The following is a 25,598-nucleotide window of genomic DNA, read 5'->3' on the forward strand; positions in this document are numbered from 1 at the left end:
CGGCGCATCGAGCGCGCCACCGGGGAGGTAACTATGCTCACGTCCTTCTTCAAGCGCGGGGCCGTGGCCGCCGTCGCTCTCGCAGGCCTCACCACGGCGGCGTTCGCCCAGATGGAACTGAAGATCATGGCCCCGGCCGCGCCCGGCGGCGGCTGGGACGGCACCGCCCGCTCGATGCAGCAGGCGCTGACGGCGGCGGGCATCGCCAAGAGCGTCCAGGTCACCAACGTCACGGGCGCCGGCGGCACGATCGGCCTCGCGCAGCTGATCGGCGCCAAGGGCGACGGCCACCAGCTGATGGTCAACGGCTTCGTCATGGTCGGCGCCATCCTGCTCAACAAGTCACCGGTGAACCTGACCCAGGTGACGCCGATCGCGCGCCTGACCGCCGAGGCGGAGGTGATCGTCGTTCCGGCCGATTCCCCGCTGAAGACCGCCAAGGATCTCGCCGAGCGCCTCAAGGCCGATCCCGCCAAGGTGACCTGGGCCGGCGGCTCGGCCGGCGGCACCGACCATATCCTGGCGGCACTGTTCGCCCAGGCCGTCGGCGCCGACGCCAAGAAGATCAACTACATCCCGTTCTCGGGCGGCGGCGAGGCGCTGGCCGCGATGCTCGGCGGCCGCGTCACCGCCGGCATCTCCGGCTACGGCGAGTTCGAAGGCCAGATCAAGGCCGGCAAGCTGCGCGTGCTCGCCGTCTCCTCCGCGAAGCGCCTCGCGAATGCTCCCGACGCGCCGACGCTGAAGGAGCAGGGCATCGATCTCGAGCTGCTCAACTGGCGCTCGGTCGTGGCGCCTCCCGGCCTCTCGGCCGACCAGACCAAGGCGCTGGTCGACGCCACCGACAAGATGGTCAAGTCGAAGGAATGGCAGGAGATCCTGAAGGCCCGCGGCTGGGACGACGCCTATCTCGCCGGCGCCGCCTTCGAGGGCTTCCTGAAGGAAGAGATCGCCCGCGTCTCCAAGGTCATGACCGAGGTCGGCCTGGTGAAGTGAGCCGACAGCGGCAAGACTGATCGCGGGGCCGGGAAACCGGCCCCGTTTTTTCCTCTCCCGGCCGCGACGCGGCGGGCAATGACGGATCGCCGAAATGAGCCAGGAGCCCCTCGCGCACCGACCGGACAAGCCGGCCCTCCTCGTCGGGCTGCTGCTGCTCGCCGTCGCCGCGATCGTCGGCTACGACGCCTCGACCCAGACGATCACCTCGAATTACGGCCTGGGGCCGACGGCGATGCCCTATGTCGTCTGCGCCGGCCTCGTCGTGCTCGGGCTGGCGCATCTCGTGGTGGCCTTTCGCGAAGGGCTGCCCCGGCCGGAGGAGGCCGACCGCAGCGCGCTGCTCTGGATCGCGGCCGGCCTCGCCGGGCTGATCGCCTCGATCGCGCTCGGCGGCGGCTTCGTACTGGCGACCACGCTGGTCTTCGCCTGCACCGCCCGCGGCTTCGGGCGCCGCGCCTTCCTCGTCGATGCGATCATCGGCTTCGTGCTCGGGCTCGTCATCTTCCTGGTCTTCGCCAAGCTCCTGACGCTGATCCTGCCGTCGGGTCCGTTCGAGCAGCTCTTCCTCTGAAGCCGAAGGCGGGTACACCATGGACACTCTGCTTGCCCTGCTGAACGGCTTCAGCGTCGCCTTCGAGCCCTCGAAGCTGCTGTTCTGCCTGGTCGGCGTCTTCCTCGGCACCGCCGTCGGCGTGCTGCCGGGCATCGGCCCGGCGCTGACCGTCGCGCTCCTGCTGCCGGTCACCTTCAAGCTCGACCCGGCCGGCTCGCTGATCATGTTCGCCGGCATCTACTATGGCGGCATGTATGGCGGTTCGACCACCGCCATCCTGCTCAACGCGCCGGGCGAGAGCGCCTCGCTCGCGACCGCGCTCGAAGGCTCGAAGATGGCGAAGGCCGGCCGCGGCGGCCCGGCCCTGGCGACCTCGGCGATCGGCTCCTTCGTCGCCGGCCTGATCGCCACGATCGGCCTCGCCTTCCTGGCGCCATGGCTGGTCGAAATCGCGGTGAAGTTCGGGCCGTGGGACTATTTCGCCCTGATGATCGTCGCCTTCGTCACCGTGTCGGCGACCTTCGGCGATTCCCCCCTGCGCGGGCTCACCAGCCTGTTCGTCGGCATCACCCTCGGCCTGATCGGCATCGACAAGCTGACCGGCCAGGCGCGGCTGACCTTCGGCGTTCCGGAGCTGCTCAACGGCGTCGAGGTGACGACGCTCGCGGTCGGCCTGTTCGCGGTGGGCGAGGCGTTCTACGTCGCCTCCAAGCGCTTCCGCGAGCCGGAGGAGATCATCCCGATCAAGGGCTCGCTCTGGATGAGCAAGCAGGACTGGAAGCGCTCCTGGGCGCCCTGGCTGCGCGGCACGGCCTATGGCTTCCCGATCGGCGCGCTGCCGGCCGGCGGCGCCGAGGTGCCGACCTTCCTGTCCTATTCGACCGAAAAGAAGCTCTGCAAATACCCGGACGAGTTCGGCAAGGGCGCGATCGAGGGCGTGGCAGGACCCGAAGCCGCCAACAACGCCTCCGCGGCCGGCACGCTGGTGCCGCTCCTGACGCTCGGCCTGCCGACTTCGGCGACCGCGGCGATCATGCTCGCCGGCTTCCAGCAATACGGGCTCAACCCCGGCCCGCTGCTCTTCGCCGAGAAGCCGGACCTGGTCTGGGGCCTGATCGCCTCGCTGTTCGTCGCCAACGTCATGCTGGTGATCCTGAACCTGCCGCTGATCGGGCTGTGGGTGAAGCTGCTCGCCGTGCCGCAGCCCTGGCTCTATGCCGGCATCCTCGTCTTCGCGACGATGGGCACGCTCGCTGTCAACAGCTCGCCGGTCGAGCTCGGCATGCTCTTCGCCTTCGGCTATCTCGGCTATCTCATGCGGCGCTACGACTATCCGGTCGCGCCCATGGTGGTGGGGCTCATCCTCGGCCCGATGGCGGAGGCGCAGCTCAGGCGGGCGCTGCAGATCAGCCTCGGCGACCCGATGATCCTGCTGGAGAATCCGGGCTCGGCGACATTGCTCGGCATCGCCTTCATCGCCCTCGTCGCGCCCTTCGTGATGAAGGGGCTGAACCGCTTCAAGGCGGCCGAGGACTGATCGCGGGAGGCGCAACCGGCGCGCACGCCCCGGTTGCGCCCGAACCATTATGGCGTGACTGTGTTCTCCCCTTCACCGGCCCCGCGGCCTGTCGAGCGAGGATGAACCATGAGCGATACGACGCTGTCTCCGTCCGCCGTCCAGAGCAAAGCCGCCGAGCCGAGCCTCCACCGCGTGATGGGCCCCTGGCTGCTGCTGCTCTTCATCGTCGGCGACATTCTGGGCACCGGCATCTACGCGCTCACCGGGCAGGTGGCGAAGCAGGTCGGCGGCGTGGTCTGGCTGCCCTTCCTGGTCGCCTTCGTGGTCGCGATGATCACGGCGTTCAGCTATCTCGAGCTCGTCACCAAGTATCCGCGCGCCGCCGGCGCGGCGCTCTATGCGCACAAGGCATTCGGCGTCCATTTCATCACCTTCATCGTCGCCTTCGCGGTGATGTGCTCGGGCATCACCTCGGCCTCGACCGCCTCGCGCGCTTTCGCCGCCAATATGTCTAGCGCGTTCGGGCTCAACCTCGCCGGAGGCATCGGCATCACTCTCCTCGGCCTCGCCTTCATGGCGATCGTGGCGGCGGTGAACTTGCGCGGTGTCGGCGAGAGCGTGAAGGCCAATGTGGTGCTGACCTGCGTCGAGCTGACCGGCCTGCTGATCGTGATCTTCGTCGGCCTGTGGGCGATCGCCGCCGGCCAGGGCGACGTCTCGCGCATCACCCAGTTCAAGCCGGCGGGCGACGGCGGCCTGTTCTGGCCGGTGATCGCGGCGACCACCCTCGCCTTCTTCGCCATGGTCGGCTTCGAGGACTCGGTCAACATGGCCGAGGAGACCAAGGACCCGACACGAATCTTTCCGAAGATCCTGCTCGCCGGCCTGGTCATCACCGGCGCGATCTACGTGCTGGTCTCGATCTCGGCGATCACGCTGGTCTCACCCGAGCAGCTCGGCGAGGGCGAGACGCCGCTGCTCAAGGTGGTGGCGGCCGGCGCGCCGAACTTCCCGATCTGGATTTTCGGCTTCATCACCATGTTCGCCGTCGCCAACAGCGCCCTGATCAACATGCTGATGGCGAGCCGGCTGGTCTACGGCATGAGCCGCGAGCACGTGCTGCCGCCGGCGCTCGGCAAGGTGCACGCGACCCGGCGCACGCCTTATGTCGCGATCGCCTTCACGACGCTGCTCGCCTTCGCGCTGATCACCTTCGTCGGCGAGGTTCCGGCGCTCGGCGGCACCACCGCGCTGCTGCTGCTCTGCGTCTTCACCGTCGTCAACATCGCGGTGCTGATGCTGCGCAAGGACAGGGTCGAGCACGAGCACTTCCGCACGCCGACGCTGCTGCCGGTGCTGGGCGCGGCCTTCTGCGCCTTCTTCGCCGGCCCGTGGACCGGGCGCGACCCGGTCCAGTACAAGATCGCCGGCGTCCTGGTCGGGATCGGCATCGTGCTCTGGCTGGTCACGATCATGGTCAACCGCGCCGCCGGCGTGCGTCCGAGCGAGCCGACCATGGAGGATATCGGCGGGCACGGCCCGGTGAACTGAGGCTTGAGCCCGTTCCGATCGGCTTGCACCGCAAGCAGATCGGTAAAGCGGTCTCCAAGCTGAAAGTGAGAGACGGATTCACCGATCAGATCGAGTCAATCTGATCGGATCCGGCTCTTGGCCGAAATGGACAAGGCCGCCGGTTCACCCGGCGGCCTTGTCTCGTTGACGGGGCCTGCGGCTCAGAGCTGGTGGCCGCGCTTGCGCATCTCGGCCTGGAAGAGGTCGTAGAGGCGGTTGCTGGTCGCCGTGCTCCAGGGCTGCAGCAGCGCGAAGATCTCGTCGATCACCTGCGGGCGATAGGAGTTGTAGCGCTGGCCGACCGGCGAGTTGAAGAAGGCGGCGACCTCCTTCAGATCGGCCTCCGTCATCTTGCTGGCGAAGATGCGGGCCGAGGAGTCGACGATCTCGTCGCGGCGCAGATCGGCCTCCGCCTTGAGCGCGGTCAGGACCTCGTCCATGTCCTTCTTCAGCTCCGGCCGGGTCGCGCCGATGTTCTGCCGGACGCCGGCGACGAACTCGGCGTAGATCGACTCGAAGGACTGCGACAGGCCGGAGGAGATCACCACTTCGCGGGCGGCCTTGAGGTGCTCCGGCGTCGGCGCCTGCTGCGCCAGCGCGGGCACGGCGAACAACGCCAGCGAGAGAAGCGCGCCTGCCAGGCTGTGACGGATCATGCGGTTACCCCTTCGTCGATCGTCCGGAATGCGGCGATTCCATTGTTTTGCGCGGCAACGTCCCTGACCGGGCGCAGCCGCCGGCCGCTCTTAGAGCATGTTCCGCAAAAGTGGAAACCACTTTTGCGACGGGAACATGCAGCGCGGTCGGCCGTCAGCGGCGCTCGGCGGCAGGATCGCCGAGGACGCGCACGCCGTCGGCACCGGCGAGAAAGGCTGCCGTCGCGAGGCCGAGGAAAAGGCCGTGCTCGACCACGCCGGGCACCTGGCTGAGCGCCAGCGCCAGAACCTCCGGCAGCTCGATCCGGCCGAGATGGGCATCGAGGATGTAATGGCCGCCATCGGTCAGGAGCGTCGAGCCGTCGGGGCGGCGGCGCAGGACGAGCTCGCCATGCGCGCCCGCCGAGGCGATGGCGGCCGCGACCGCCCGGCGCGTCGCCTCCAATCCGAAGGGCACGACCTCGATCGGCAGCGGGAAGCGGCCGAGCGTCTCGACCTGCTTGCCGGTGTCGGCGATGACGATCATGCGCTTCGAGGCGGCGGCGACGATCTTCTCGCGCAGCAGCGCGGCGCCGCCGCCCTTGATCAGCCGCAAGGCGCTGTCGAGCTCGTCGGCGCCGTCGACGGTGAGGTCGAGCTCCGGCGTCTGGTCGAGCGTCGACATCGGGATCGACAGGCTGATCGCCTGCGCCTGCGTGGCCTCCGAGGTCGCGACGCAGACGACCTCCAGTCCCGCCGCCACCCTGGCGCCGAGCCCGTCGACGAAGTGCTTCGCGGTCGATCCGGTGCCGAGGCCGAGCCGCATGCCCGGCCGCACCAGCTCCAGCGCCGCCAGCGCGGCGGCCTTCTTGAGATCCTCGCTCACGCGCCGAGCCCACCCATCAGCATGTACTTGATCTCGACGAACTCCTCGATGCCGTGGAGCGAGCCCTCGCGGCCGAGGCCGGATTCCTTGACGCCGCCGAAGGGCGCGACCTCGGTGCCGAGAATGGCCGAGTTGACGCCGACCATGCCGTATTCGAGCTCCTCGGCGACACGGAAGGCGCGGCCGAGATCCTTCGTGTAGAAATAGGCCGCCAGGCCGAAGGGCGTGTCGTTCGCCATCGCGACGACCTCGTCCTCGCTCTTGAAACGGTAGACCGGCGCGATCGGGCCGAAGGTCTCCTCGCGCGTCACCAGCATCCGCGTGGTGACGCCGGCGAGCACGGTCGGCTCGTAGAAGGTGCGCCCGAGCGCATGGCGCCGGCCACCGACCATCACCTTCGCACCGTGGGCGACCGCGTCGGCGACATGGCGCTCGACCTTCTCGACCGCGCGCGCGTTGATCAGCGGCCCCTGCACGACGCCGACCTCGGCGCCGTTGCCGACCTTCATCCTCGCGACCTCGCCGGCGAACTTCGCGACGAAATCGTCATGGATGCCGTCCTGGACGAAGAGCCGGTTGGTGCAGACGCAGGTCTGCCCCATATTGCGGAACTTGGCGATGATCGCGCCCTCGACCGCCCTGTCGAGGTCGGCATCGTCGAAGACGATGAAGGGCGCGTTGCCGCCGAGCTCGAGCCCGACCTTCTTCACGGTGGCGGCCGCCTGCTGCATCAAGAGCTTGCCGACCGGAGTCGAGCCGGTGAAGCCGATGAAGCGCACCGCCGGATGGGCGGTCATCACGCCGCCGATCGCGACCGCGTCGCCGGTGACGATGTTGAGGACGCCCTGGGGGAAGCCGGCCCGCTCGGCGAGCGCGACCAGGGCCAGCGCCGTCAGCGGGGTGTCGGGCGCCGGCTTGACCACGAAGGTGCAGCCCGCCGCCAGGCCGGGCGCGCATTTGCGGGTGATCATCGCCGCCGGGAAATTCCAGGGGGTGATCGCGGCACAGACGCCGACCGGTTGCTTGGCGACGATGATGCGCGAATTCGGGAAGGGCGAGGGAATGGTCTCGCCATAGATGCGCTTGGCCTCCTCCGCGTAGAACTCGACGAAGGAGGCGGCGTAGGCGACCTCGCCGCGCGCCTCGGCCAGCGGCTTGCCCTGCTCGGCCGTCATGATCTGCGCCAGATCCTCCTGGTTCGCCATGATCAGCTCGAACCATCTGCGCAGGATGAGCGAGCGCTCCTTGGCGCTCTTGCGCGCCCAGGGCTTGAAGGCGCGCGCGGCGGCCTCGACCGCGGCGGTGGTCTCGTCGGCACCGAAGCGCGGCACCTTGGCCAGGACCTCCCCCGTCGCCGGATTCTCGACCGGATCGACGCCCTCCCCGATCCAGGCGCCGTCGACATGGCATTGCGAACGAAGGAGCGAGGGATCCTTGAGGGTGAGCATGCGAGCCTCGGCGGTCGTGAATGGGGGTTGCCGGCGCTCTAGCACGCGGCGCGAGCGCTTGCCGATAGCAAAACGCCGCATGCCGGCGGTGCAGGATCAGAGCCTGCTCTAAAATGTCCTCAGGACGAGGGCTGCGGGTTCTCGAGCGGGCCGCTGGCGCCAGCGCTACTTCGCCATGGGCGTGCAGACGACCTTGTCGTCGAAGACGTAGCAGACGCTGAGCTCGCCGGTGCGGACATTGGCGCGGAAGATGCCGCCTTCGCGCTCATGGCGCGAGGGAACGAGCACGTAGTCGCTCGGCGCCTGCGGGCCTGCGCCCTCCCCGGCCGGGAAGCAGACGGTGACGCCGACGCCACCCTCCTTGAGCTGGAACTGGCAGGCGCCGACCTCGCCGGTCGCCTTGTCGATGCGATAGACGCGGTTGAGGTCGGTCTGCGGCGCCGGCGCGAACTCGAAGGGCGCGGCGAGCGCCGCCCCGAGAGCCGGGACCGCGAACAGGCCGGCGCCGAGCGCCCGGACAAGGAAACGGCCAAAGGAGCTTCCGGAACAGCTCGACAGTCTCGGCACCGCTACGACCCTTTTCGACGATTCGGGCGGAGGCTATCATGCTGCTCGGCGCCGATCACCTTTATGACTCGCTCTTGCCATCGTGGCGTGCAAGGCTCGCTTAAGGTCGCTCCTTCATGGTGCTTCCAATGGCAAAGCTCCGCCATAGGAGCCGGGATGACTGCAGCCCAGTACACATTTCACCTCGCAGGCTTCACGCCTGAGACGCTGCCGATGGCGAGACTGGCCGATTATCTGAGCGATCTCGCTCAGCTTCTCGGTTCGAAGGAGCACGTCCATCTCGATCGTATACAGGCCGGGAGCATCGAGCTCGCGGTGGCCGTCGACCAGGAGGCGCGGCCTCTTGTGGGTCCGCGCGTGCGAAGCGCTGCGCTGGGCGAAGGTCCCAACGATGCGCTAGCCGCGTGGCTCCGACTGAACGAGCGGCTAGGGAAGGACGGCGCAAGCGCCACGCTCAAGCTTCCGGGCGGCGAGGTCATTCCCTTTCCCGGAGCAGCGCCACTGTCGAAGCCGATTGGTCCACTGAGGCAAGAGACGACGATTCAAGGACGTTTGGTCCGCCTACAGGGTAATGGCGACGATGTCTCTGTAGGTCTGGACGATGAAGAGGGGCTGATTGGCCGGATCGTGGTTCGCGCGGAACTGGCGCGTGAACTCGGCAATCATTTTCACCGCCACGTGCGCCTTTCGGGTCGCGGACGATGGCGCCGCAATGCAGAGGGACAGTGGTGCCTGGAGCATTTGGATGTCGCCGGCTTTGTACCGCTTGACGACAAGCCCCTTGATGACGTGCTCCGTCATGCAGGCAGCCTGCTTCCGGAGGGCTCCGCGCAGAAGGCTATTGATCTGATCCACGAACTAAGGCGCGCATGATCGTAGTCGATGCGAACTTTCTTGTGCTGCTCCTGGATCCCGGCGCAATGCCTCACCTCGATCGAGGCCGTGAGCGCGTCGAATTCTTCATCCAAGAACTAACTCGGCAGAAGACCGAGCTTGTCATTCCAGCGCCAGTTGTAGCGGAGATCGTCGCCGGACGGATCGAGCGCATCGAAGAGATCGTTGCCACTCTTATCCAAAGCCGCTTTTTCACAGTCCAGCCGTTCGATGCTGTAATCGCTATCGAGACCGGCGAAATGATCAAAAGAGCACAGGACCGTATTCCTCCTGCGGAACGACTGCCCGGATGGCGTGTCAAGATGAAATACGACGCGATGATCGCCGCAACAGCCAAAGTGCGTAGGGCTAAAGCTATTTGTACCGACGACTACGGTCTGCGCATACATCTCCGAGACAGCGGAATCGACATCATCTGGATCGACGATCTGCCGCTTCCGCCAGAAGATCCACAAGGTGCCTTTGAGGGCGTCTAAACGGCTTGCCAAGCCGTGTCTCCCGGCCTTTATGCGGGTGACCACGCTACAGGATGGATCATGTCGCCTCCCCCGATCGTCGTCTTCGATCTCGACGGCACCCTCGCCGAGACCGCTCCCGACATCATGCGCACGCTCAACGTCATCCTCGAACAGGAGGGGCTCGCGGCGCTGCCGGTCGAGCGGGCGCGAGAACTGGTCGGGGCCGGAGCGCGCGCCCTGATCGAACGCGGCTTCAAGGTCAGCGGCCGCCCGCTCGAGGCCGACCGGCTGGAGCAGCTTTTCGAGACCTTCCTCGGCATCTATGCCGACGGCGTCGCGGGCAGCAGCTTCATCCATGAAGGGGTCGGCGAAGCGCTCGACGAGCTCGCCGCCGACGGCTTCGTCTTCGCCGTCTGCACCAACAAGCCGCTTCGCCACACCCGGCTGTTCCTCGACCATTTCGGGTTGAGCGAGCGCTTCGCCGCGATCGCCGGCCGCGACAGCTTCGCCTTCTGCAAGCCCGATCCGCGGCATCTGACCGAGACGATCGCGCAGGCCGGCGCCGACCCCGCGCGTGCAGTGATGATCGGCGATTCCCGCACCGACGTGAACACGGCCCGCGCCGCCGGGATTCCGGTGATCTGCGTGCCGTTCGGCTATACCGACGTGCCGGTCGAGGCGCTGGCGCCCGATCTGGTGATCCAGCATTTCAGCGAACTGCCCGATTCCGTGCGCCGGCTGGTCGGGCGCGAGCCGGTCCTCGCTGCGCATTCTTGACGGCGCGGGCGCGCGCCACTAGGAACAGCGCGGTCCGGGCGGCTAGCTCAGCGGTAGAGCACTCCCTTCACACGGGAGGGGTCACAGGTTCGATCCCTGTGCCGCCCACCATTCCCTTTCCGATTTGACGATTCGTCGGCGCGCTGAGCGGAGCGAGCGCACGACCGCGCAATGTTCGAGCAAGCCGACGCGCCGATCCCTCCACCGGGGCCACCGTGGAGACAGGATCATGCGTTTCGGCAATGGGCAGTCGGCGGCGTTCGCCGGCCGCGCCCTGCACGCCTATCTGGATTTCGTGAAGCGGACGACCCGCTTCAAGCCGGCGATCCCGGGGGCGAGGCCGTGGGAGCGCAGCCGCGAGCCCTTCATCGCGCTGACCTGGCACGGGGGCTCGCGCGCGCCACGGGCCGGCCGATCTACCTCTTCGCCGCCGTGACCAGCGCGCGCCTCGAGCTCGACAATTGGGACAAGGCCAGCATCGCCCTGCCCTTCGGCCGCGGCTGCGTGCTCTGGTCGGAGCCGCTCCATGTCCGTCGCTGCGCGGACGCGCGCGAGATGGGCCTGATCGCGCTCGACATCGCCGGCCAGCTCGACGACCTGCATGCCACGGCCCACCGCCTCCTCGCCCGGCGTTGAGTCTCGGCGCCGGTCGATCGGGAAGCCGTCAGCGGCCGGGCGGCGCGCAGTCGGCCGGCGTGGCGCAGATCCGGCCCGGCGGGCGCAGTTGCTCCGTCGCGCCCGCGGGCTCGACGACGATGCGGCTGAGATCGCCGGAGAAGCGCAGGCCGAGGCCGGAGGAGATCAGCACGATCCGGGCTCGGGGCGAGGCCAGGATGGTGGCGTTGGCGCCGGCGAGGAAATGGGCGCTGCCGCCGAGGCTGGCATAGGTGCCGAACACGTCCTCCCTGCGGTCGAGCCCGTAGACCAGCATGATCACCCGGCCGTAATCGGCGCCGAGGCCGATGCCGACCGAGAGCGCCGACCAGCTGACCGGGATCGGGTTTCCGTCGGAGAAGCGCAATTCGCCGCTGCCGTGCCGCCCGCCGAGCACGAAGGAGCCGCTGAGCTCGCCGCCGACGATATAGGCGTTCGGCTCGCCGAAGAGCGCGAGCGAGCGCTCGATCGGGATGCTGACCGTCCTGGAGGCGGTGTCGAACACGCCCTCGACCAGGCGGACGATGTCCTGCCGCGAGGTCGTCGGCAGCTGCCCAGCCCGAATATCCCCCTCCGGCGCCTGCGCCTGCGCGAAGAGCGGCGCGAGGACCAGCAGCGCCGCCAGCAGAACGCGCAGCGCAGGCCAGCTCCGGACGAGGCGGAACGCACGCATCAGGCCGGCAGCTCCGGGAGAGAGTTGAACGGCAAGGGCGATACGGTCCATGCAGAGACAGGAAGGGGCGAGGAGCCCCGCTGCGCCATGCATATCCTGATCGAGGTTCCGTGACGACCCGCAATGCCGCATCGATCGCCACCGGGCCGTGTCCGGCGGGCCTGCCGTTCCGGGCGGCTCGCGACGCCGCCCGGCAGCGTGACGGATACCGGCCATGACGTCGCTGTCGCGCGCCCTCACCATCCGGCTGTCGCTGTTCGGCATCGTCCTGTTCACCGCCTTCATCGGCGCCGTCATCGCCTTCGCGCTGGTCACGGAAGATCCCGGCGTCCTGCGCAACGACGTCACCTCACAGATCATCCAGCAGAGCGTCCGCCAGCCCTCCGGCGACGCCTTGCAGGTCGAGAAGACCGCGGGGCTGACCCGGATCGAGCAGAGCAGCCCGACGCTCTGGTACCTGGTGTCCGACGGACGTTCCGTCGTCGAGTATGCGCCAGAGTTGCGGCCGGGCCTGCCGATCGATATCCGGCTCGACGGCCCGACCATCGCCGCGCAGATGCGGGTCGGCGGCGACAATGCGCTCGCCTTCGACGTGATCGAGAAGGACGGGACCCGCATCATCGTCGCGACCGGCGGCGGCCGGCCGGGCTGGGACCTGATCCTCGGCTATCACCTGCGCGGGATCGCCGGCTCGGCGCTGGCGATCTCGGTGATCTTCGGCCTGCTGATCGCCGGCGCGATCGCGATGTCGGCGTCCTATATCGGCGAGCGGCTGCGCAGCGCGGCCGAAGCGGCGGCAAGGATCGACCCGAGGGCGCCGCGCGGCCTGCTGCCGACCGAGGAGACCGCGATCGAGCTGATGCCGCTGACCACCGCGCTCAATGCCGCGCTCGACCAGATCGCCGGGACCATGGCGGTGCAACGGCGCTTCATGAACAATGTCGCGCATGAGCTGCGCACGCCGCTGACCGTGATGCGCAGCCGGATCGACGCGCTGCCGGACGACCAGACGCGGCTCGCGCTCACCACCGATGTCAGCCGGCTGACCACCATCGTCTCGTCGATGCTGCAGCTCGCCCGGCTGCACAGCACCGAGCTGCCCTTCGAGCCGCTGCAGCTCAACCGCATCGCGCGCGCGGTGCTGGCCGATCTCGCGCCGCTGATCCTCAGCAACGGCGCCGATGTCGCGCTCGAGGAGGAAGGCGACCGCCGCTCGCCGATCGAAGCCAACGAACCGACGGTGCGGGCAGCCATCGCCAATCTCGTCGACAATGCGCTGCGCCATGCCCAGGCGAGGTCGACGATCCTGGTGAAGGTCATCGACGGCGCTGTGATCGAGGTCGCCGACGACGGGGTCGGCATCGCGGCCGCCGACCGCTCGCAGGTGACCGAGCCGTTCAACCGGATGTCGCAGAGTTCGACCGGCGCCGGGCTCGGCCTGACGATCGTGCGGGACATCATGGCCGCCCATGGCGGGACGCTCACCATCCTCGGCCGGCCGGGCGGCGGTACCGTGGTGCGTCTCGCCTTCCCGCCGCGCGAAAGCGAGGGCGCCTGAGGTGCGGCGCTTCGGTTGAGATTGCCCGTCGTTCCAAGGCTTCACGCAGCGATGAGCCCGGACAGACGGCGTGTTTCAGCACACCGCTTCCGACACCCGCAGCATGTAGCCGATGCCGCGCAGCGAGGTGATCTCGACGCGGGCGCCGGCCTCCTTGAGCTTGCGCCGCAGCCGGGAGATCTGGGCCTCGAGGGTGTTGGATTCGATCAGGTCGTCGAAGCCGTAGACGGCCTCGATCAGGACGTCGCGGGTGACGACGCGGCCGACGCGCTGGACCAGCGCCTCCAGGATCAGCGCCTCGCGCCGCCGCAGATCGAGCCGCTCCGGGCCGACGCTGGCGCAGCGGCCCTCGAGATCCAGCGAGAGGTTGCCGGCCGTGATCACCAGCGAGCGCCGGGGATGACGCCGGCGCATGATCACACGCAGCCGCGCCAGCAGTTCCTCCGGCTCGAAGGGCTTGACCAGGTAATCGTCCGCTCCGCCGTTCAGCCCCTCGATCACGTCCATCTTGGCGTCGCGGGCGGTCAGGATCAGGAAGGCGGGCCGCGTCTCGGCCGCGCTCAGCGCCTTGACGATCGACAGGCCGTCGCCGTCGGGCAGCTTCCGGTCGACGATGGCGACGTCGAACGGGGTCGAGCGCAAGGCGGCGAGCGCCAGCTCGATCGTGGCCGTGCGATCGGCGATCAGGCCGGCATTGGTGAGGAGCGAGGACAGGAAAGCCATCAATTGTGGCTCGTCCTCGACGATCAGTGCGCGCATGGAGGGGACAGATCAGGGTGCACGGATGGAGCGTGATGCCGGAATAGGGGCGAAATATCCAGACGCATCGCACTCCATCCATGCCAGGGCACGGCCACGGGGCCGCAGGATGATCCGGGCCGGTCGCCGGCCCGGAATCTCGGGGTTCAGAACCGGTAGTTCAGGCCGGCCTTGACGAGATGCTCGCTGACGCCGACGCGGGCGCGGCCGCCGCTGAACTGGAAGGCCTGCTTGCCGAGCGAGACGTAATTGTATTCGAGCTTGGCCGAGAGGTGGTCGGTGATGCCGTATTCGGCGCCGGCGCCGACGACATAGCCGAGCTTGCTCTTCTCCTTCGAGACAAGGCCGTCGCTCGCCTTCAGGCTGCCATAGGCGACGCCGCCGAGGCCGTAGACCAGGAAGCGGTCGAAGGCGAAGCCGGCTCTGGCCTTCAAGGTGCTGACATAGCGCATGTCGGCGCTGATGCCGCCGGCGCGCCTGGCGTCCTTGCCGAGCCCGCCCGCCGAGATGTCGGCCTCCAGACCGGTGACGAGGCCGCCCATCTGGAAGTTGTAGCCGAGCTGGCCGCCGAGCAGCAGCTCGTTGCGGCTCTTGCGGGCGGTGCCCTCGAAACGGTCGAAGGCGCCGCCGGCATGCACGCCGACATAGACGCCGTTCCAGTTGTAGGCACGCGGCTGCGTATAGGCCGGCCATTCCTGCGCACGCACGGGGCGATCGGCCGCCGCGGCAGGAAGCGCGAGCAGGGCCATGAGGCCGAGGCCGGCCATCGGGATGAGACGGGACATGAAGACTCCTTGCGGCGGCTTCGTCGCCGCCGACGCATCAGGCTTGCGACCGCGGCGCCGCGCATCGGGCCGGGTCAGCGCCGTGCAGATTGCGGGCGAAGATTACGGCAACGTTGCCCGGCGACAGGCGGAGCGGAGCGCCGGAATTGCGGTGCGATCGCCGCGCAGTGCGCCGCTGCGGCCGGAATGACTGCCCAATCCGATCGAAAGGGCTCAGCCCTGGGCGACCCGCCCCGGGCGCGTCTGCGCGCCTCTCGTGCTCGCCCATTCGGCCAGCGGCGCGGTCGCCATGAACTGCTCGATCGCGAGCAGCGTGATGTCGCCGGAATGGCCGGAACGGCGCAGGCCGAGAATCAGGCGCGCGAGCCACTCGCGATGGGGAGTCTCGAACGGGCCGCCGATCGGGCCGACATGCTGCCACGCCTCGTGAAAGGCGAGGCTCAAGGCAGCGAGTTCTTCCGGCCCGGCATTGACTTGGCACGCAGGCATGGCGAGCCTCCCGGAGTTTTCCGAAACGGAGCAGAGCCCGCCCGGCATTGCAATCGGAAGTTGCCTTGGGACGTGATTGTAAGGCGAATGACGGGTTAACGGCAATCGCCGGGATCGTCGCATCGCAGCCGACTCGCCAGGGCGGGCGCGCAATCGCAGGCGCAGGCCAGGAGGGCCGCCGCAGCGCCGCGCCTTCGCCCGAAAACCGCCCAGATCGAGCCAAGCAGACCCGCAGACGACAGCGCCTGTTGCAGCGCCGCAACGGGCGCATCGAAAGCTCGGAAGGTCGCGCCGATGTGAAGACCGATCGATTGAACGGCAGCCACCGCTCTGCCAGAGATTTGGGGAATTGTTGACGTTTTTCCGTCACCTTTCCTCGCGCCCGCCCATCCCCGAACCGCCCCCGAGGCCGCCATGCTCCGCTTCTTCCGTTTGGCCCTGATCGCCGGCACGGCCTTCGCCGCCACCGCGACCGCCGCCGTCGCCGAAATCGACCCGCTCACCCGCCAGCCGCTCGTCACCTATGTCGACCCCGCCAAGGCGCAGGCGACCGCGATCCCGCGCGAGATCGTCTCCTATGACGGCAAGCAGCGGCCCGGGACGATCGTGATCAACACCGCCGAGCGCCGCCTCTATTTCGTGCTGCCCGAAGGCAAGGCCGTGCGCTACGGCGTCGGCGTCGGCCGTCCCGGCTTCGAATGGGGCGGAACCCAGACCATCACCCGCAAGGCCGAGTGGCCGAGCTGGACGCCGCCGTCGCAGATGCTGAAGCGCCGCCCCGACCTGCCGCGCTTCATGCCCGGCGGCCCGGAGAACCCGCTCGGCGCCCGCGCCATGTATCTCGGCTCGACGCTCTACCGCATCCACGGCTCGAACGAGCCGGAGACGATCGGCCAGGCGGTCTCCTCGGGCTGCATCCGCATGCTGAACGAGGACGTGATCGACCTCTACGAGCGCGCCAAGGTCGGCACCCGGGTGGTCGTGGCGCGCTGAGCCGCGGCACGTTTCAAGGATCGCGGAAGGCCGGCGTTTCGCCGGCCTTTTTGTTTGGCGCTTGGCTAACGGGCTGTTTGGTAACGGAGAGTGTGACCGCTTTCGACCTAAGCTGACTTCCTTGGGCAGCCGCACTTTTCGCAAGCCTCTTCCCAGAGGAAACGCAGTCCCAATTCGTTGGCCAATTGCTCAACGCTCTCAAGGGATTGGCAAATCGATGATTCACCGAATTCCGCAGCAGCTTCAAGAATCATTCGCGACAACGCTCCCTGTCGCAACCAGCCATGAAGCCGTGGAAGTGCTGTCAGGTCGTGGCGCCGGGCAAGCCCCACCATCGCCTCTTCTTGTACGTTCTCGCTCTCATCTTCTAAGCACCGATGGAGAGCTACGGTGACCTCCGCTCTATCGACATCAGCGTGCGCGAGTAGAAACGTCGCCCAGTCGCGGTTGGAGAGATCGCTGTCGCGTGTGTAATACAGCAGCATATGCAAATTCGCGTCGGCGAACTCGCTTCCAGTGAGCGGCACCTCGCCATTCGCGACCATGATGAGAAAATCTGACGCCGGTTGGTAAAGCTCGCTCATGAGGTCTGATATTGGGCAAGCGCGCTTAATGGCCGCTTACGACCCGTTGCGGGCCTGACGCCCACGCGGCAAATTTGCTGTAACTAGGAGGCACGAGCGTGTGCAACTCAGTCATCGCGAACGGGCGTTCGTATGACACGCCTCGGCAACTAGCGATGCTCATCGGCGGCGAAGACAGACTCATCTGGCAAAGCCAAAATCCGTTTGTGCGCTGGCCGGAAGGCAAGGACTGGCACGACTTGGATTTGTGCCTCTGCCCCATCGACCTAACTGCAACGCTTGAAAAGGCGGGATTGAGCTACCGACGGGGCGACGATCCTATGGAATGGTTCGTGTCGCCGCGCTCATGACGGCCGCTGTCGACCCATCGTTGACACGGCGCGCCGGCAGCATCGCCCTCTCACCGCCGCCCCCGCTCCCGCGACAGGCCCTTCGCCGCCAGCGCGTCGCAATAGGCCTGCATCTTCGCCTCGCCGTGCCGGCCGAGTTCGCGCAGATAGTCCCAGCCATAGATGCCGGTGTCGTGCATGTCGTCGAAGGTCAGGCGCACGGCGTAGTGGCCGACCGGCTCGACCTTGAGGATCTCGACCTCGCGCTTACCCGGCACGGTCTGCTTCTGGGACGGGCCGTGGCCCTGCACCTCGGCCGAAGGGCTCTCGACCCGCAGCAATTCGGCCGGCAGCGCATAGCTCGCCCCGTCCTCGAAGGAGACGTGAAGGGTGCGCCTGTCCTTCGACAGGCGGATCTCGGTCGGCCAGGCTGACATCTTCGTGTTCTTTGCCAAAGGGATGTGACGATCGCCGCTATTGACGCCGCGCGCGGCGATGCCAATGTTCGGCGGGTTATAGCAATCCGGCGGACGCCTTGCACCGTGCGCGCAGGGGTCGATACGCGACAGGGACGAAACCAGAGTGCTGCAAGCCCCCGTCAAACCGCTGAGCCGCGCGCCGCTGACCGACCCGTTCGGCCGCGACATCTCCTACTTGCGCATCTCGGTGACGGATCGCTGCGATTTCCGCTGCGTCTACTGCATGTCCGAGGACATGGCCTTCCTGCCCAAGCGCGACCTCTTGACGCTCGAGGAGATCGACCGCGTCGCCAGCGCCTTCGTCATGCGCGGCACCCGCAAACTGCGCATCACCGGCGGCGAGCCGCTGGTCCGCCGCGACATCATGAACCTGTTCCGCTCGCTCTCGCGCCATCTGGCCTCGGGCGCGCTGGACGAGCTCACCCTGACCACCAACGGCTCGCAGCTCGCCCGTTATGCGCAGGAGCTGGCCGATTGCGGGGTGCGCCGCGTCAACGTCTCGCTCGACACGCTCGACCCCGACAAGTTCCGCAAGATCACCCGCTGGGGCGATCTCGCCAAGGTGCTCGCCGGCATCGAGGCGGCGCGCGCGGCGGGGCTGCGGGTCAAGATCAACGCGGTCGCGCTGAAGGGCGTCAACGAGGACGAGATCGAGGGGCTGATGCAGTGGGCCCACGGGCTCGGCATGGACCTGACGCTGATCGAGGTGATGCCGCTCGGCGAGATCGAGCCGGCGCGGCTCGACCAGTTCCTGCCGCTCTCGCTGGTGCGGGCCCGGCTGATGGAGCGCTACACGCTCGACGACGATCCGTACCGCACCGGCGGGCCGGCGCGCTATGTCCGGGTTGCCGAGACCGGCGGGCTCGTCGGCTTCATCACGCCGATGACCCATAATTTCTGCGAGAGCTGCAACCGCGTGCGCCTGACCTGCACCGGTACGCTCTATATGTGCCTCGGCCAGGAGGACGCCGCCGACCTGCGAGCCCCGATCCGCGCCTCCGGCGACGACGCCCTGCTCTACCGGGCGATGGACGAGGCGATCGCCCGCAAGCCCAAGGGCCATGATTTCGTGATCGACCGCAGGCGCCCGCGCGCGGCGGTGGGACGGCATATGAGTGTGACCGGGGGCTAATCGCTCTCTTCGTCCGGCGCTCGCCACCAGACATGGCCGTCGGCGGGGGGCGGCACCGGAAAGGTGCGGGTCTCGATCGCATCGACGGAGCGCTGCTCGCCACCTGCCTGCCAGTCAGCGAGGACCTTTTCGACCGAATGGCGGCTCTGCGCAGCGATTCCGATGTGCCTGCTTGCTTTCCAACCGGCCGGCGCCTGCTCGTGATCATGGCGGTGTGGCAGGCCATAGCTGCATTTCAGGCAGATATAGGCCAGCGACTCCGTCCAGTCTTCGAGGTAGGCGACACCGGGCGCCTGCGATCTCAGCAGCGGCGCGAGCTCATCCTGGTCGGCACAGGTCACGAAGGCTGTGAATGTCGGGAAGAGTGAAGGTTCCCAGCGCTCCAGCGCGTTGAAGACGGGGACGACCTCGCCGCGAAGGTTGCGCTGGCCCGTCGCAGCTCCGTCATGCAGCACGATATCGTCGTAACAATAGCCGCTCTCAGGAAGAGGAATGTTCAGGAGCCGTGCGCGCACCGGGTCGATGCGCCTCGCAAACAGCGTCTCGCCATCGCCCCAGGCGTTCAGGCGGATGCTGACGACACCGAAATCCGCCTGGATCGGCCCCTCTTCGCCAGGCAACGCGATACCACATCTGGCCCATTGGTCGCGGGCGACGTTCCAGTCCCTGATCGCAGTCGCCGCGATCCCCGCATTCCAGGCGGAGGCTTCGTCGAACTCGTCCTGCAGCGATTGGGACATGAGGTTGTGGCGCAGAGCGTCAGGCCATCGCCTGCGGTATTTCTGTGCAAGCCCGCGCATGTAGTGAAGGCTCGCGATGTCTGGATATCGCCGGCTCAACTCATCAAAATACAGCAGCGCCCGGTCGAGCTCGCCCTGGCCGATGGCTTCATTGGCAAGTTTGTCGAGCTCCAGCGTCTCGATCGCACCGACATCCTCACCCATCTCGCTGACGCTCTCTCACCTGCTGCGCCTCGCCACCACCGATTAGTAGCTGAACCCCGTCAGTTTTCTATCCTTGCGCGCAGACAAAGCATCTCATGGTCCTCGACGTGGTCAGCGCCCGCGCAATCCGCGCACGATGGTCGCCGCCCGCCTGAGGGCGGTCACGGCGGTGCCCAGCGCGACCAGCCAGAGCGCGACAGCCAGCACCTCGTTCTGCCCGCGCCAGAGCGGCTCCGGCAGCGACAGCAGCGCCGCCGCGGTGATCGTCGCCATGCGGTGCTGCTTGGCCATCGGGCCGGAGAAATCGGCCGGCAGCCCGCAATTGCGGCCGAGCTCGCGGGTGTAGGCGGTCAGCACCGCAAAGGCGGCCGCCGCCCAGCCGAGGGCCGGCGCGCCGATGCCGTAGCCCACGCCGGCGAGGATGAGGATATCGGCGATCCGATCGGGAAACTCGTTCCAGAACGGGCCGTCGGCGGCCTGCTTGCCGCCCTCGATCGCAACCATGCCGTCGAAGAGGTTGCAGAGCAATCTGAGCTGACAGAACAGGGCGGCGGCAAGAAGCAGGGCGGCGCGGGACCCCGGAGCCGCCGTGCCCGCGAGCCAGAAGGCGGCGCCGGCGACGGCCGCCATCGCCATGCTCGCCATCGAGATCTGGTTCGGCGTGATGCCGCTGGCGCTCAGCCGGCGCGCGACCGCCCGGGCCCAGCCGGTGTCGCGGCTCGCGAGCGGACGCCGGTCGCTACCCTGGGCCATGGTTCATCGCCTTCCTGCTCCGCCACAGCGAGAGATTGTAGAGCGCCGCATAGCTGGTCGCGACGGTGAGCGGGACGGCGATCGTCCTGGCGATCTCGGGCGTGCCGCCGATGGTGTGGATGAAGGTCAACAGACTGGCAGATACAACACCGGCGATCGCCGGCGGCGCCAGCAGTGCGGCCAGGCCGATGAAACGGCTGGCGAGATATTCGATGCCCCGTTTCAGCAGCAGGGTGATGAAAGCGGACAGCGTGCCCTGGATCAGACCGGCGAGCAGCGGCGCCGGCATCGCATGGGCGCGGTTGGCGAAGGCCGCCCAGCTCCCCATTGCGAGGAAGGCGAAGCCGACATGGACGATGCTGCTTCGCATCAGGCGCGCGAGCGGCCGGGTCACGTCGTCGACCAGCCATAGCGGACGAGGTGGAAGAAGATCGGGGCGGAGAACACCACCGAATCGAGCCGGTCGAGGAAGCCGCCATGGCCGGCGATCAGCTGTCCCCAGTCCTTGATGCCGCGATCACGCTTGATCGCCGACATGACGAGCCCGCCGAAGAAGCCCATCAGCACGATCGCCAGCGCCAGGAAAGCCGCCTGCAGCGGGCTGAACGGCGTCATCCAGGACAGGGCGGCGCCGACGGCCGTCGCGCTGAGCGCGCCGCCGAGGAAGCCCTCGACCGTCTTCGACGGCGACAGCCTGGGCGCGATCTTCGTCCGGCCGAGCAGCTTGCCCCAGACATATTGCAGCACGTCGCTCATCTGCACGACGATGACGAGGAAGGCGATCAGCAGGACGTTGCGGCCCTGATAGCCGGGAATGTCGAGGCTGAGCAGCGCCGGAACATGCGAGGTGCAGAAGACGCAGATCATCAGCGCCCACTGCACCTCGGCGATGCGCACGAGGAAATGGTCGGTGTCGCCGCGCAGCGCCGCGACGATCGGCATGAGCAGGAAGGCGTAGACCGGGATGAAGATCGAATAGAGGCCGTACCAGTCGATCCAGATCAGGTAGTACTGCACCGGCAGCACGACGAAGAAGCCGGCCGCCAGCGCCCAATGGTCGGCCCGGCGCGTATTGGTCAGCGTGATGAATTCGCGCAGGGCGGCGAAGGAGCAGAAGGCGAAGAGCACGGTCACGCCGGTCTTGCCGCCGATCAGCGCCAGCCCCATCAGCACGACCATCACCCACCAGGCGCGGATGCGGTCGTTGAGATTCTCGATCACGGCGTTCGAGCCGTCCGGCGACAGCCGGCGCTGCAGCCGGTAGCCGATCGCGGAGGCCACGATCAGCACGGCGAGCAGCCCGCCCAGCACGGCGACGAGATGCGGATGCGGCATGGTCATGGCGCGCTCGCCTTCGGCGACAGGGCGAGCAGCGCCGCCTGCGCCCTCGCCAGGAAATCCTGCTTCGTCTCGCCCTCGGCGCTGGAGAGCGCGGCGCCGAAGCTGACGGTGCAGATCAGCGGCACCGGCACGAACTCGCCCTTCGGCATGACGCGGTTGAGATTGTCGATCCACACCGGCACGAGCGCCACGTTGGGCCGCGCCTGCGCCAGGTGGAACAGACCACTCCTGAACGGCAGCAGCGGCGCCTCCGTCGTGTTGCGCGTGCCTTCCGGGAAGACGATGAGAGAGGCGCCGGCATCGAGCGCCTCCGTCATCTGGACGATCGGGTCTCTGGTCCGGGTCGCGGGATCGCGATCGATCAGGACGGCGTTGAAGACGTCGCAGCCGATGAAGCGCCGCAGCCGGTTCTTCAGCCAGTAATCGCTTCCGGCGACCGGGCGGGTCGTCGATCTCATGCGGCGCGGCAGCACGGTCCAGATCAGGACGAAATCGCCGTGGCTGGCATGATTGGCGAAATAGATGCGCTGCTCGTCGGCCGGGGCGACGCCGTCCCAGCGCCCGCGGACCGCCGTGATGAAGCGGGCGAAGAACAGGATGAGCGCACCAGCCAGGCTGGTCCCGATCTCGCGCATCCGCCCCTTCCCTTCCGTCAGCCTGCGAAGACGTAGCCTTCATCTCGAGCGCTGTCGATCTTGGCGGGGGCTGGGGCGAATTCGACGGCGGGGCTCCGGCGGAGTGGCCGGAGAAGCCCTCCGACTCGGCCGCCTCGCCCGGCCTGTCGCGGCATCGCCTGACACCGGGTCCGTTCCGGGCGCCCGCAGCCTCGCCTCATGTCGCCCTTCGGCGGCGATATTGCGAAGCGGGGCGCGACAACGGCAGATAGTCACGGCCAGCGGACTCGACTGGCGGGACCTGACGGTGCGGCGGCCAGCCGAAGCGACGGAGGCAAGGTGACACGCAAGATCGGCATCGCCGTGATCGGCCTGGGCCCGGCCGCCCAGCCCCATTCGCACGGCCTGGTCGACCTGGCGGAACGGGTCGAGGTGCGGCACGTCGCCAGCCGCTCGCCGGAGCGGCTCGACGCCTATCGGCAGCGCTTCCCCTTCCCGGGCACGACCGATCTCGACGCGGTCCTCGCCGACGGCACCGTCGAGGCGGTGATCGTGCTGACGCCGCCGTCGAGCCATCTCGAGGTCGGGGCGCGCTGCCTCGCCGCCGGCAAGCATGTGCTGGTCGAGAAGCCGCTGGAGCTGACGGCGGCGCGCGGCGAGGCTCTGGTCGCGGCGGCGCGGGCTTCGGGCAAGGCCTTCGGCGTCGTGCTGCAGCACCGTTTCCGGCCGGCGAGCCTGCGGCTCAGGGCGGCGCTGGAGAGCGGCGAGCTCGGCAGCGTCGAGGCCGGCCTGCTCGTCGTGCCGTGGTGGCGGCCGCAGAACTATTACGACGAGCCCGGGCGCGGCACGCTGGCGCGCGACGGCGGCGGCGTGCTGCTGACGCAGGCGATCCACGCCTTCGACCTGTTCCGCTCGCTGGTCGGCATCTCCAGGGTCGTCGCGGCGCAGGTGCGCACCACCGCCCTGCACCGGATGGAAACCGAGGACTATGTCGGCGCCCTGCTCGAGACCGGCAATGGCGCGCCGGCGACGCTGGTCGCCACCACCGCGGCCCATCCCGGCCATCCCGAGCGCATCGAGATCATCGGCAGCAAGGGGCATGCGGCGCTGGTGGGCGGACGGCTGCAGCTCTCCTTCCTCGACGGGCGCTCGGAGGTGGTCGAGGCCGAAGGCAGGACCGGCAGCGGCGCCAACATCATGGACTTCCCGCACGACGCCCATCGCGCCGTGATCGCCGACTTCCTCGACGCGATCGAGAGCGGGCGCGATCCGATGGTGACGGGAGAAGAGGCCCTGACCTCGCAGCGCTGGATCGAGGCGATCCTGGCGGCGGGGCGCGGCTGATCAGGCCATCCGATAGGCCATGCGCACGCCGCCCCAATGGCGGCCGGCGACGCGCACCGGCGCGTCGACCTCGCGCATCAGCTGGATGCCGGCGCCGCCCATGTCGCGATGATAGGACTGGATGACGAAGGGCCGCGTCGAACGCGCCGCCGTGATGCCGGCGCGGTCGTCGAAGATCCGGCGGTCGCGGCTGTAGGCGGGGTCCCAGTCCGGATCGCCGGGCCGCTGCGGCTGCGAATATTCGGGATGATGGACCGGGATATAGCCGTTCCGGTCGATCGGCAGGGTGAAGACGAGGCGTGGATCGCCCGCCCTGGCCTGCTCCATCACCGGCGGGAGGATCGCCTGCAGCACCGGCAGGGCCCGGGTGGCGAACTGGCGCGGATTGGTGTCCGGGACCGGGACGTAATCGGTGTCGAACAGCTCGTCCTCGCTCAGGCGGCCGGTCCGCAGCGCCGCTTCGAGCAGCGCCGCGATCCGGTGCGCGAACTCCTGCGCCTGCTCGATCAGCGGGCGATAGCCATGCTCGATCTCGGCGAGCCGGCGGTGCAGCGCGGCATGGGCCGCCTCGTCGCCGCGCTCGAAGGCGACATGGAGGCCGAGATCGCTGCGCGCCATCACCCGGCAAGGCAATGACGGCAGCACCTCGATCGCCAGCATGCCGCGCGCGCCCGGCTCGATCTCGCCCTCGGCCAGGGCGAGCAAGGCGCCGCCGAAGCCGAGATCGATCGTCCGGCCGGAGGCGACGCGGCCGCCGACATCGAGCCGGACCGGGCACTCGGCCGGAAAGCGGTCATGCTGGCGCCTGTCGGCGAAGACGGTGTGGCGCAGCGTCGGGACGAAGCGCTCCAGCAGCCCTTCCGCCTGGCGTGTGCCCTCGGCAAGGGCGCGCCGCGCATCGGCATTCTCCTGGGCGGCGGCGAGCGCGACGCGGTCGACCTCGGCGACGCGGTCGCGCACCGTGTCGATGAAGCGCGCGGTCGCCTCGGCGCTGCGCGACAATTCGGCCGCGGCCGCCGCCTGCTCCTGCGAGGCCTCGCCGACGGTCGCCATGACGGGGTTGACCTCGCCGACCAGGCGGAAGGCGTCGGTGACCACGGCTGCAGAGCCCTGCGCCGCCTGGTTCAACCGGTCGACCTGGCTGCGGATATGGTCGACGGCCTCGCGGACGCCGAGCGAGAGCGACTTGACCTCCTGCGCGACGACGCCGAACCCCTTGCCCGCCTCGCCGGCGCGCGCCGCCTCGATGGTGGCGTTGAGCGCGAGCAGGTTGGTCTGGCGGGCGATCTCGGCGATGGCGTCGACGATCGAGCGGATCTCGCTGGTCGCGGTCGCGAGGCCGTTGATCATCGCAGTCGCCTCGGCGGCGCGCTCGGCGGCGGTGTCGAGCATGTCGCGGGCGCCCGTCATCGCGGCGCCGACCCGTTCGGCCGCTTCGGACACCTGCAGGGTCGCGGTCGCCAGCGCGGCCGAGTTCTCGCTGGCCTGCACGGCCGCTTCGCGGAGCTCGGCCATGCCGCCGCGGATCTCGCGCGAGCGGATTTCGGACCGCTCGGAGCACTCCTCCGCCTGGTCGAGCCCGTCATTGAGACGGCGCATCGCCGCGACGACGTCGCTCTCCAGCTCGTTGATCGCCTCGCTGATCGAGGTCTCGGCCGGGGCGGGCTGCTGCGGCGGTGGCGAGGCCTCGACCGCGGCTTGCGGCGAGGCCGACGCAGATGGGCCGGCGCGGCCCAACAGGCGCCAGACTGAGCGAGCAAGCATAGGCATTCCCGGGGGCGACACAGGAAGCCGAACCATGCACCGGCAGGGTTAACAAAGCCTGAGCCCGCGGCCGGCAGCATGATCGTCGCAGGCGC

The 25,598-nt window shown here is 68.4% G+C and carries 30 protein-coding genes and 1 tRNA gene; 15 read left to right on the top strand and 16 right to left on the bottom strand.

Annotated features, from left to right (window positions below; all coding sequences use genetic code 11):
- Nucleotides 1-111 precede the first annotated feature (111 nt).
- The 4 genes from CS1GBM4_RS11470 to CS1GBM4_RS11485 all read left to right on the top strand — a co-directional run bounded on the left by CS1GBM4_RS11470 (nt 112) and on the right by CS1GBM4_RS11485 (nt 4,622).
- Nucleotides 112-996: a tripartite tricarboxylate transporter substrate binding protein gene (locus tag CS1GBM4_RS11470; protein WP_244607193.1), complete on the top strand. Its 885-nt coding sequence runs from the start codon at nt 112-114 to the stop codon at nt 994-996.
- Between the two features lie 94 nt (nt 997-1,090).
- Nucleotides 1,091-1,570, top strand: coding sequence for a tripartite tricarboxylate transporter TctB family protein (locus CS1GBM4_RS11475; RefSeq protein ID WP_186418857.1), 480 nt, complete (start codon nt 1,091-1,093; stop codon nt 1,568-1,570).
- 19 nt (nt 1,571-1,589) lie between these two features.
- Nucleotides 1,590-3,089, top strand: coding sequence for a tripartite tricarboxylate transporter permease (locus tag CS1GBM4_RS11480; protein ID WP_186418858.1), 1,500 nt, complete (start codon nt 1,590-1,592; stop codon nt 3,087-3,089).
- Nucleotides 3,090-3,197: 108 nt separating this feature from the next.
- Entirely contained in the window at nt 3,198-4,622 is a 1,425-nt protein-coding gene (locus CS1GBM4_RS11485) for an APC family permease (RefSeq protein WP_186418859.1), read from the top strand.
- Nucleotides 4,623-4,804: 182 nt separating this feature from the next.
- Here CS1GBM4_RS11485 and CS1GBM4_RS11490 read toward each other — a convergent pair whose 3' ends face one another.
- The 4 genes from CS1GBM4_RS11490 to CS1GBM4_RS11505 all read right to left on the bottom strand — a co-directional run bounded on the left by CS1GBM4_RS11490 (nt 4,805) and on the right by CS1GBM4_RS11505 (nt 8,110).
- Entirely contained in the window at nt 4,805-5,299 is a 495-nt protein-coding gene (locus CS1GBM4_RS11490; RefSeq protein WP_186418860.1) for a DUF2059 domain-containing protein, read from the bottom strand.
- A gap of 154 nt (nt 5,300-5,453) precedes the next feature.
- A complete protein-coding gene (gene rpiA, locus CS1GBM4_RS11495) occupies nt 5,454-6,164 on the bottom strand; it encodes a ribose-5-phosphate isomerase RpiA (protein WP_186418861.1) in 711 nt (236 codons plus the stop codon).
- The gene (locus tag CS1GBM4_RS11500) at nt 6,161-7,612 is read right to left on the bottom strand and encodes an NAD-dependent succinate-semialdehyde dehydrogenase (protein WP_186418862.1); all 1,452 of its coding nucleotides are present in this window, start codon (nt 7,610-7,612) and stop codon (nt 6,161-6,163) included. Before CS1GBM4_RS11500 ends, rpiA begins: the two co-directional genes overlap by 4 nt.
- 165 nt (nt 7,613-7,777) lie before the next feature.
- Nucleotides 7,778-8,110 carry a hypothetical protein gene (locus tag CS1GBM4_RS11505; protein WP_244607195.1) on the bottom strand — a complete coding sequence of 111 codons (333 nt, stop codon included), beginning with the start codon at nt 8,108-8,110 and terminating at the stop codon, nt 7,778-7,780.
- 225 nt (nt 8,111-8,335) lie between these two features.
- Here CS1GBM4_RS11505 and CS1GBM4_RS11510 point away from each other — a divergent pair, with 225 nt between their 5' ends.
- From CS1GBM4_RS11510 to CS1GBM4_RS11535, 6 genes are all read left to right on the top strand, one after another.
- A complete protein-coding gene (locus tag CS1GBM4_RS11510; protein WP_186418864.1) occupies nt 8,336-9,052 on the top strand; it encodes a hypothetical protein in 717 nt (238 codons plus the stop codon).
- Nucleotides 9,049-9,549 carry a PIN domain-containing protein gene (locus CS1GBM4_RS11515; protein ID WP_186418865.1) on the top strand — a complete coding sequence of 167 codons (501 nt, stop codon included), beginning with the start codon at nt 9,049-9,051 and terminating at the stop codon, nt 9,547-9,549. Before CS1GBM4_RS11510 ends, CS1GBM4_RS11515 begins: the two co-directional genes overlap by 4 nt.
- A gap of 60 nt (nt 9,550-9,609) precedes the next feature.
- Nucleotides 9,610-10,308: an HAD family hydrolase gene (locus CS1GBM4_RS11520; protein WP_186418866.1), complete on the top strand. Its 699-nt coding sequence runs from the start codon at nt 9,610-9,612 to the stop codon at nt 10,306-10,308.
- Between the two features lie 36 nt (nt 10,309-10,344).
- Nucleotides 10,345-10,419, top strand: a tRNA-Val gene (locus CS1GBM4_RS11525).
- Nucleotides 10,420-10,537: 118 nt separating this feature from the next.
- Nucleotides 10,538-10,744, top strand: coding sequence for a hypothetical protein (locus CS1GBM4_RS11530; protein WP_186418867.1), 207 nt, complete (start codon nt 10,538-10,540; stop codon nt 10,742-10,744).
- A complete protein-coding gene (locus tag CS1GBM4_RS11535; RefSeq protein ID WP_186418868.1) occupies nt 10,741-10,944 on the top strand; it encodes a hypothetical protein in 204 nt (67 codons plus the stop codon). Before CS1GBM4_RS11530 ends, CS1GBM4_RS11535 begins: the two co-directional genes overlap by 4 nt.
- Nucleotides 10,945-10,972: 28 nt before the next feature.
- Here the strand turns inward: CS1GBM4_RS11535 and CS1GBM4_RS11540 are convergent, their stop codons facing one another.
- Entirely contained in the window at nt 10,973-11,635 is a 663-nt protein-coding gene (locus CS1GBM4_RS11540) for an EipA family protein (RefSeq protein WP_186418869.1), read from the bottom strand.
- Between the two features lie 214 nt (nt 11,636-11,849).
- Between CS1GBM4_RS11540 and CS1GBM4_RS11545 the strand changes: the two genes are divergently transcribed.
- Nucleotides 11,850-13,193: a HAMP domain-containing sensor histidine kinase gene (locus tag CS1GBM4_RS11545; RefSeq protein WP_186418870.1), complete on the top strand. Its 1,344-nt coding sequence runs from the start codon at nt 11,850-11,852 to the stop codon at nt 13,191-13,193.
- Nucleotides 13,194-13,268: 75 nt separating this feature from the next.
- On the opposite strand, the gene CS1GBM4_RS11550 is transcribed toward CS1GBM4_RS11545, so the two are convergent.
- The 3 genes from CS1GBM4_RS11550 to CS1GBM4_RS11560 all read right to left on the bottom strand — a co-directional run bounded on the left by CS1GBM4_RS11550 (nt 13,269) and on the right by CS1GBM4_RS11560 (nt 15,226).
- On the bottom strand, nt 13,269-13,952 hold the full coding sequence (locus CS1GBM4_RS11550) for a response regulator transcription factor (RefSeq protein WP_186418871.1): 684 nt from the start codon (nt 13,950-13,952) through the stop codon (nt 13,269-13,271).
- 146 nt (nt 13,953-14,098) lie between these two features.
- Complete coding sequence (locus tag CS1GBM4_RS11555; protein WP_186418872.1) at nt 14,099-14,737, bottom strand: outer membrane protein; 639 nt, start codon at nt 14,735-14,737, stop codon at nt 14,099-14,101.
- A gap of 213 nt (nt 14,738-14,950) precedes the next feature.
- Entirely contained in the window at nt 14,951-15,226 is a 276-nt protein-coding gene (locus CS1GBM4_RS11560; RefSeq protein WP_186418873.1) for a hypothetical protein, read from the bottom strand.
- 414 nt (nt 15,227-15,640) lie between these two features.
- Here CS1GBM4_RS11560 and CS1GBM4_RS11565 point away from each other — a divergent pair, with 414 nt between their 5' ends.
- A complete protein-coding gene (locus CS1GBM4_RS11565; protein WP_186418874.1) occupies nt 15,641-16,219 on the top strand; it encodes a L,D-transpeptidase in 579 nt (192 codons plus the stop codon).
- 107 nt (nt 16,220-16,326) lie between these two features.
- Here CS1GBM4_RS11565 and CS1GBM4_RS11570 read toward each other — a convergent pair whose 3' ends face one another.
- A complete protein-coding gene (locus CS1GBM4_RS11570) occupies nt 16,327-16,803 on the bottom strand; it encodes a lyase (RefSeq protein ID WP_186418875.1) in 477 nt (158 codons plus the stop codon).
- Nucleotides 16,804-16,901: 98 nt separating this feature from the next.
- Here CS1GBM4_RS11570 and CS1GBM4_RS11575 point away from each other — a divergent pair, with 98 nt between their 5' ends.
- Nucleotides 16,902-17,153, top strand: a complete 252-nt coding sequence (locus CS1GBM4_RS11575; RefSeq protein ID WP_244607175.1) for a hypothetical protein — start codon at nt 16,902-16,904, stop codon at nt 17,151-17,153.
- Nucleotides 17,154-17,203: 50 nt separating this feature from the next.
- Here CS1GBM4_RS11575 and CS1GBM4_RS11580 read toward each other — a convergent pair whose 3' ends face one another.
- On the bottom strand, nt 17,204-17,569 hold the full coding sequence (locus CS1GBM4_RS11580) for a DUF971 domain-containing protein (RefSeq protein WP_186418876.1): 366 nt from the start codon (nt 17,567-17,569) through the stop codon (nt 17,204-17,206).
- 145 nt (nt 17,570-17,714) lie between these two features.
- On the opposite strand from CS1GBM4_RS11580, the gene moaA reads away from it, so the two are divergent.
- Complete coding sequence (gene moaA / locus CS1GBM4_RS11585) at nt 17,715-18,743, top strand: GTP 3',8-cyclase MoaA (RefSeq protein WP_186418877.1); 1,029 nt, start codon at nt 17,715-17,717, stop codon at nt 18,741-18,743.
- Here moaA and CS1GBM4_RS11590 read toward each other — a convergent pair.
- The 5 genes from CS1GBM4_RS11590 to CS1GBM4_RS11610 form a co-directional block, all read right to left on the bottom strand.
- Nucleotides 18,740-19,687: a hypothetical protein gene (locus CS1GBM4_RS11590; RefSeq protein ID WP_186418878.1), complete on the bottom strand. Its 948-nt coding sequence runs from the start codon at nt 19,685-19,687 to the stop codon at nt 18,740-18,742. The genes moaA and CS1GBM4_RS11590 overlap by 4 nt on opposite strands.
- A gap of 111 nt (nt 19,688-19,798) precedes the next feature.
- Nucleotides 19,799-20,440, bottom strand: coding sequence for a CDP-alcohol phosphatidyltransferase family protein (locus CS1GBM4_RS11595; RefSeq protein WP_186418879.1), 642 nt, complete (start codon nt 20,438-20,440; stop codon nt 19,799-19,801).
- Entirely contained in the window at nt 20,427-20,834 is a 408-nt protein-coding gene (locus tag CS1GBM4_RS11600) for a hypothetical protein (RefSeq protein ID WP_244607176.1), read from the bottom strand. The genes CS1GBM4_RS11595 and CS1GBM4_RS11600 overlap by 14 nt, the downstream gene beginning before the upstream one ends.
- Nucleotides 20,831-21,781, bottom strand: a complete 951-nt coding sequence (locus CS1GBM4_RS11605; protein ID WP_186418880.1) for a phosphatidate cytidylyltransferase — start codon at nt 21,779-21,781, stop codon at nt 20,831-20,833. Before CS1GBM4_RS11605 ends, CS1GBM4_RS11600 begins: the two co-directional genes overlap by 4 nt.
- The gene (locus tag CS1GBM4_RS11610) at nt 21,778-22,416 is read right to left on the bottom strand and encodes a lysophospholipid acyltransferase family protein (protein WP_186418881.1); all 639 of its coding nucleotides are present in this window, start codon (nt 22,414-22,416) and stop codon (nt 21,778-21,780) included. Before CS1GBM4_RS11610 ends, CS1GBM4_RS11605 begins: the two co-directional genes overlap by 4 nt.
- A gap of 318 nt (nt 22,417-22,734) precedes the next feature.
- On the opposite strand from CS1GBM4_RS11610, the gene CS1GBM4_RS11615 reads away from it, so the two are divergent.
- Nucleotides 22,735-23,739, top strand: coding sequence for a Gfo/Idh/MocA family oxidoreductase (locus tag CS1GBM4_RS11615; RefSeq protein ID WP_244607177.1), 1,005 nt, complete (start codon nt 22,735-22,737; stop codon nt 23,737-23,739).
- Here CS1GBM4_RS11615 and CS1GBM4_RS11620 read toward each other — a convergent pair whose 3' ends face one another.
- The gene (locus CS1GBM4_RS11620; protein WP_186418883.1) at nt 23,740-25,503 is read right to left on the bottom strand and encodes a methyl-accepting chemotaxis protein; all 1,764 of its coding nucleotides are present in this window, start codon (nt 25,501-25,503) and stop codon (nt 23,740-23,742) included.
- Nucleotides 25,504-25,598: the final 95 nt, after the last annotated feature.

This window comes from Allobosea sp. CS1GBMeth4 (assembly GCF_900185715.1).
Taxonomy (GTDB): domain Bacteria; phylum Pseudomonadota; class Alphaproteobacteria; order Rhizobiales; family Beijerinckiaceae; genus Allobosea.

Bases quoted from the DNA above. Each gene is read 5' to 3' on its own strand.
- CS1GBM4_RS11470 (WP_244607193.1), top strand. From the start codon at position 112: ATGGAACTGAAGATCATGGCCCCGGCCGCGCCCGGCGGCGGCTGGGAC.
- CS1GBM4_RS11475 (WP_186418857.1), top strand. From the start codon at position 1,091: ATGAGCCAGGAGCCCCTCGCGCACCGACCGGACAAGCCGGCCCTCCTC.
- CS1GBM4_RS11480 (WP_186418858.1), top strand. From the start codon at position 1,590: ATGGACACTCTGCTTGCCCTGCTGAACGGCTTCAGCGTCGCCTTCGAG.
- CS1GBM4_RS11485 (WP_186418859.1), top strand. From the start codon at position 3,198: ATGAGCGATACGACGCTGTCTCCGTCCGCCGTCCAGAGCAAAGCCGCC.
- CS1GBM4_RS11490 (WP_186418860.1), bottom strand. From the start codon at position 5,299: ATGATCCGTCACAGCCTGGCAGGCGCGCTTCTCTCGCTGGCGTTGTTC.
- CS1GBM4_RS11500 (WP_186418862.1), bottom strand. From the start codon at position 7,612: ATGCTCACCCTCAAGGATCCCTCGCTCCTTCGTTCGCAATGCCATGTC.
- CS1GBM4_RS11510 (WP_186418864.1), top strand. From the start codon at position 8,336: ATGACTGCAGCCCAGTACACATTTCACCTCGCAGGCTTCACGCCTGAG.
- CS1GBM4_RS11515 (WP_186418865.1), top strand. From the start codon at position 9,049: ATGATCGTAGTCGATGCGAACTTTCTTGTGCTGCTCCTGGATCCCGGC.
- CS1GBM4_RS11520 (WP_186418866.1), top strand. From the start codon at position 9,610: ATGTCGCCTCCCCCGATCGTCGTCTTCGATCTCGACGGCACCCTCGCC.
- CS1GBM4_RS11530 (WP_186418867.1), top strand. From the start codon at position 10,538: ATGCGTTTCGGCAATGGGCAGTCGGCGGCGTTCGCCGGCCGCGCCCTG.
- CS1GBM4_RS11540 (WP_186418869.1), bottom strand. From the start codon at position 11,635: ATGCGTGCGTTCCGCCTCGTCCGGAGCTGGCCTGCGCTGCGCGTTCTG.
- CS1GBM4_RS11545 (WP_186418870.1), top strand. From the start codon at position 11,850: ATGACGTCGCTGTCGCGCGCCCTCACCATCCGGCTGTCGCTGTTCGGC.
- CS1GBM4_RS11550 (WP_186418871.1), bottom strand. From the start codon at position 13,952: ATGCGCGCACTGATCGTCGAGGACGAGCCACAATTGATGGCTTTCCTG.
- CS1GBM4_RS11555 (WP_186418872.1), bottom strand. From the start codon at position 14,737: ATGTCCCGTCTCATCCCGATGGCCGGCCTCGGCCTCATGGCCCTGCTC.
- CS1GBM4_RS11560 (WP_186418873.1), bottom strand. From the start codon at position 15,226: ATGCCTGCGTGCCAAGTCAATGCCGGGCCGGAAGAACTCGCTGCCTTG.
- CS1GBM4_RS11565 (WP_186418874.1), top strand. From the start codon at position 15,641: ATGCTCCGCTTCTTCCGTTTGGCCCTGATCGCCGGCACGGCCTTCGCC.
- CS1GBM4_RS11570 (WP_186418875.1), bottom strand. From the start codon at position 16,803: ATGAGCGAGCTTTACCAACCGGCGTCAGATTTTCTCATCATGGTCGCG.
- CS1GBM4_RS11580 (WP_186418876.1), bottom strand. From the start codon at position 17,569: ATGTCAGCCTGGCCGACCGAGATCCGCCTGTCGAAGGACAGGCGCACC.
- CS1GBM4_RS11590 (WP_186418878.1), bottom strand. From the start codon at position 19,687: ATGGGTGAGGATGTCGGTGCGATCGAGACGCTGGAGCTCGACAAACTT.
- CS1GBM4_RS11595 (WP_186418879.1), bottom strand. From the start codon at position 20,440: ATGGCCCAGGGTAGCGACCGGCGTCCGCTCGCGAGCCGCGACACCGGC.
- CS1GBM4_RS11605 (WP_186418880.1), bottom strand. From the start codon at position 21,781: ATGACCATGCCGCATCCGCATCTCGTCGCCGTGCTGGGCGGGCTGCTC.
- CS1GBM4_RS11610 (WP_186418881.1), bottom strand. From the start codon at position 22,416: ATGCGCGAGATCGGGACCAGCCTGGCTGGTGCGCTCATCCTGTTCTTC.
- CS1GBM4_RS11620 (WP_186418883.1), bottom strand. From the start codon at position 25,503: ATGCTTGCTCGCTCAGTCTGGCGCCTGTTGGGCCGCGCCGGCCCATCT.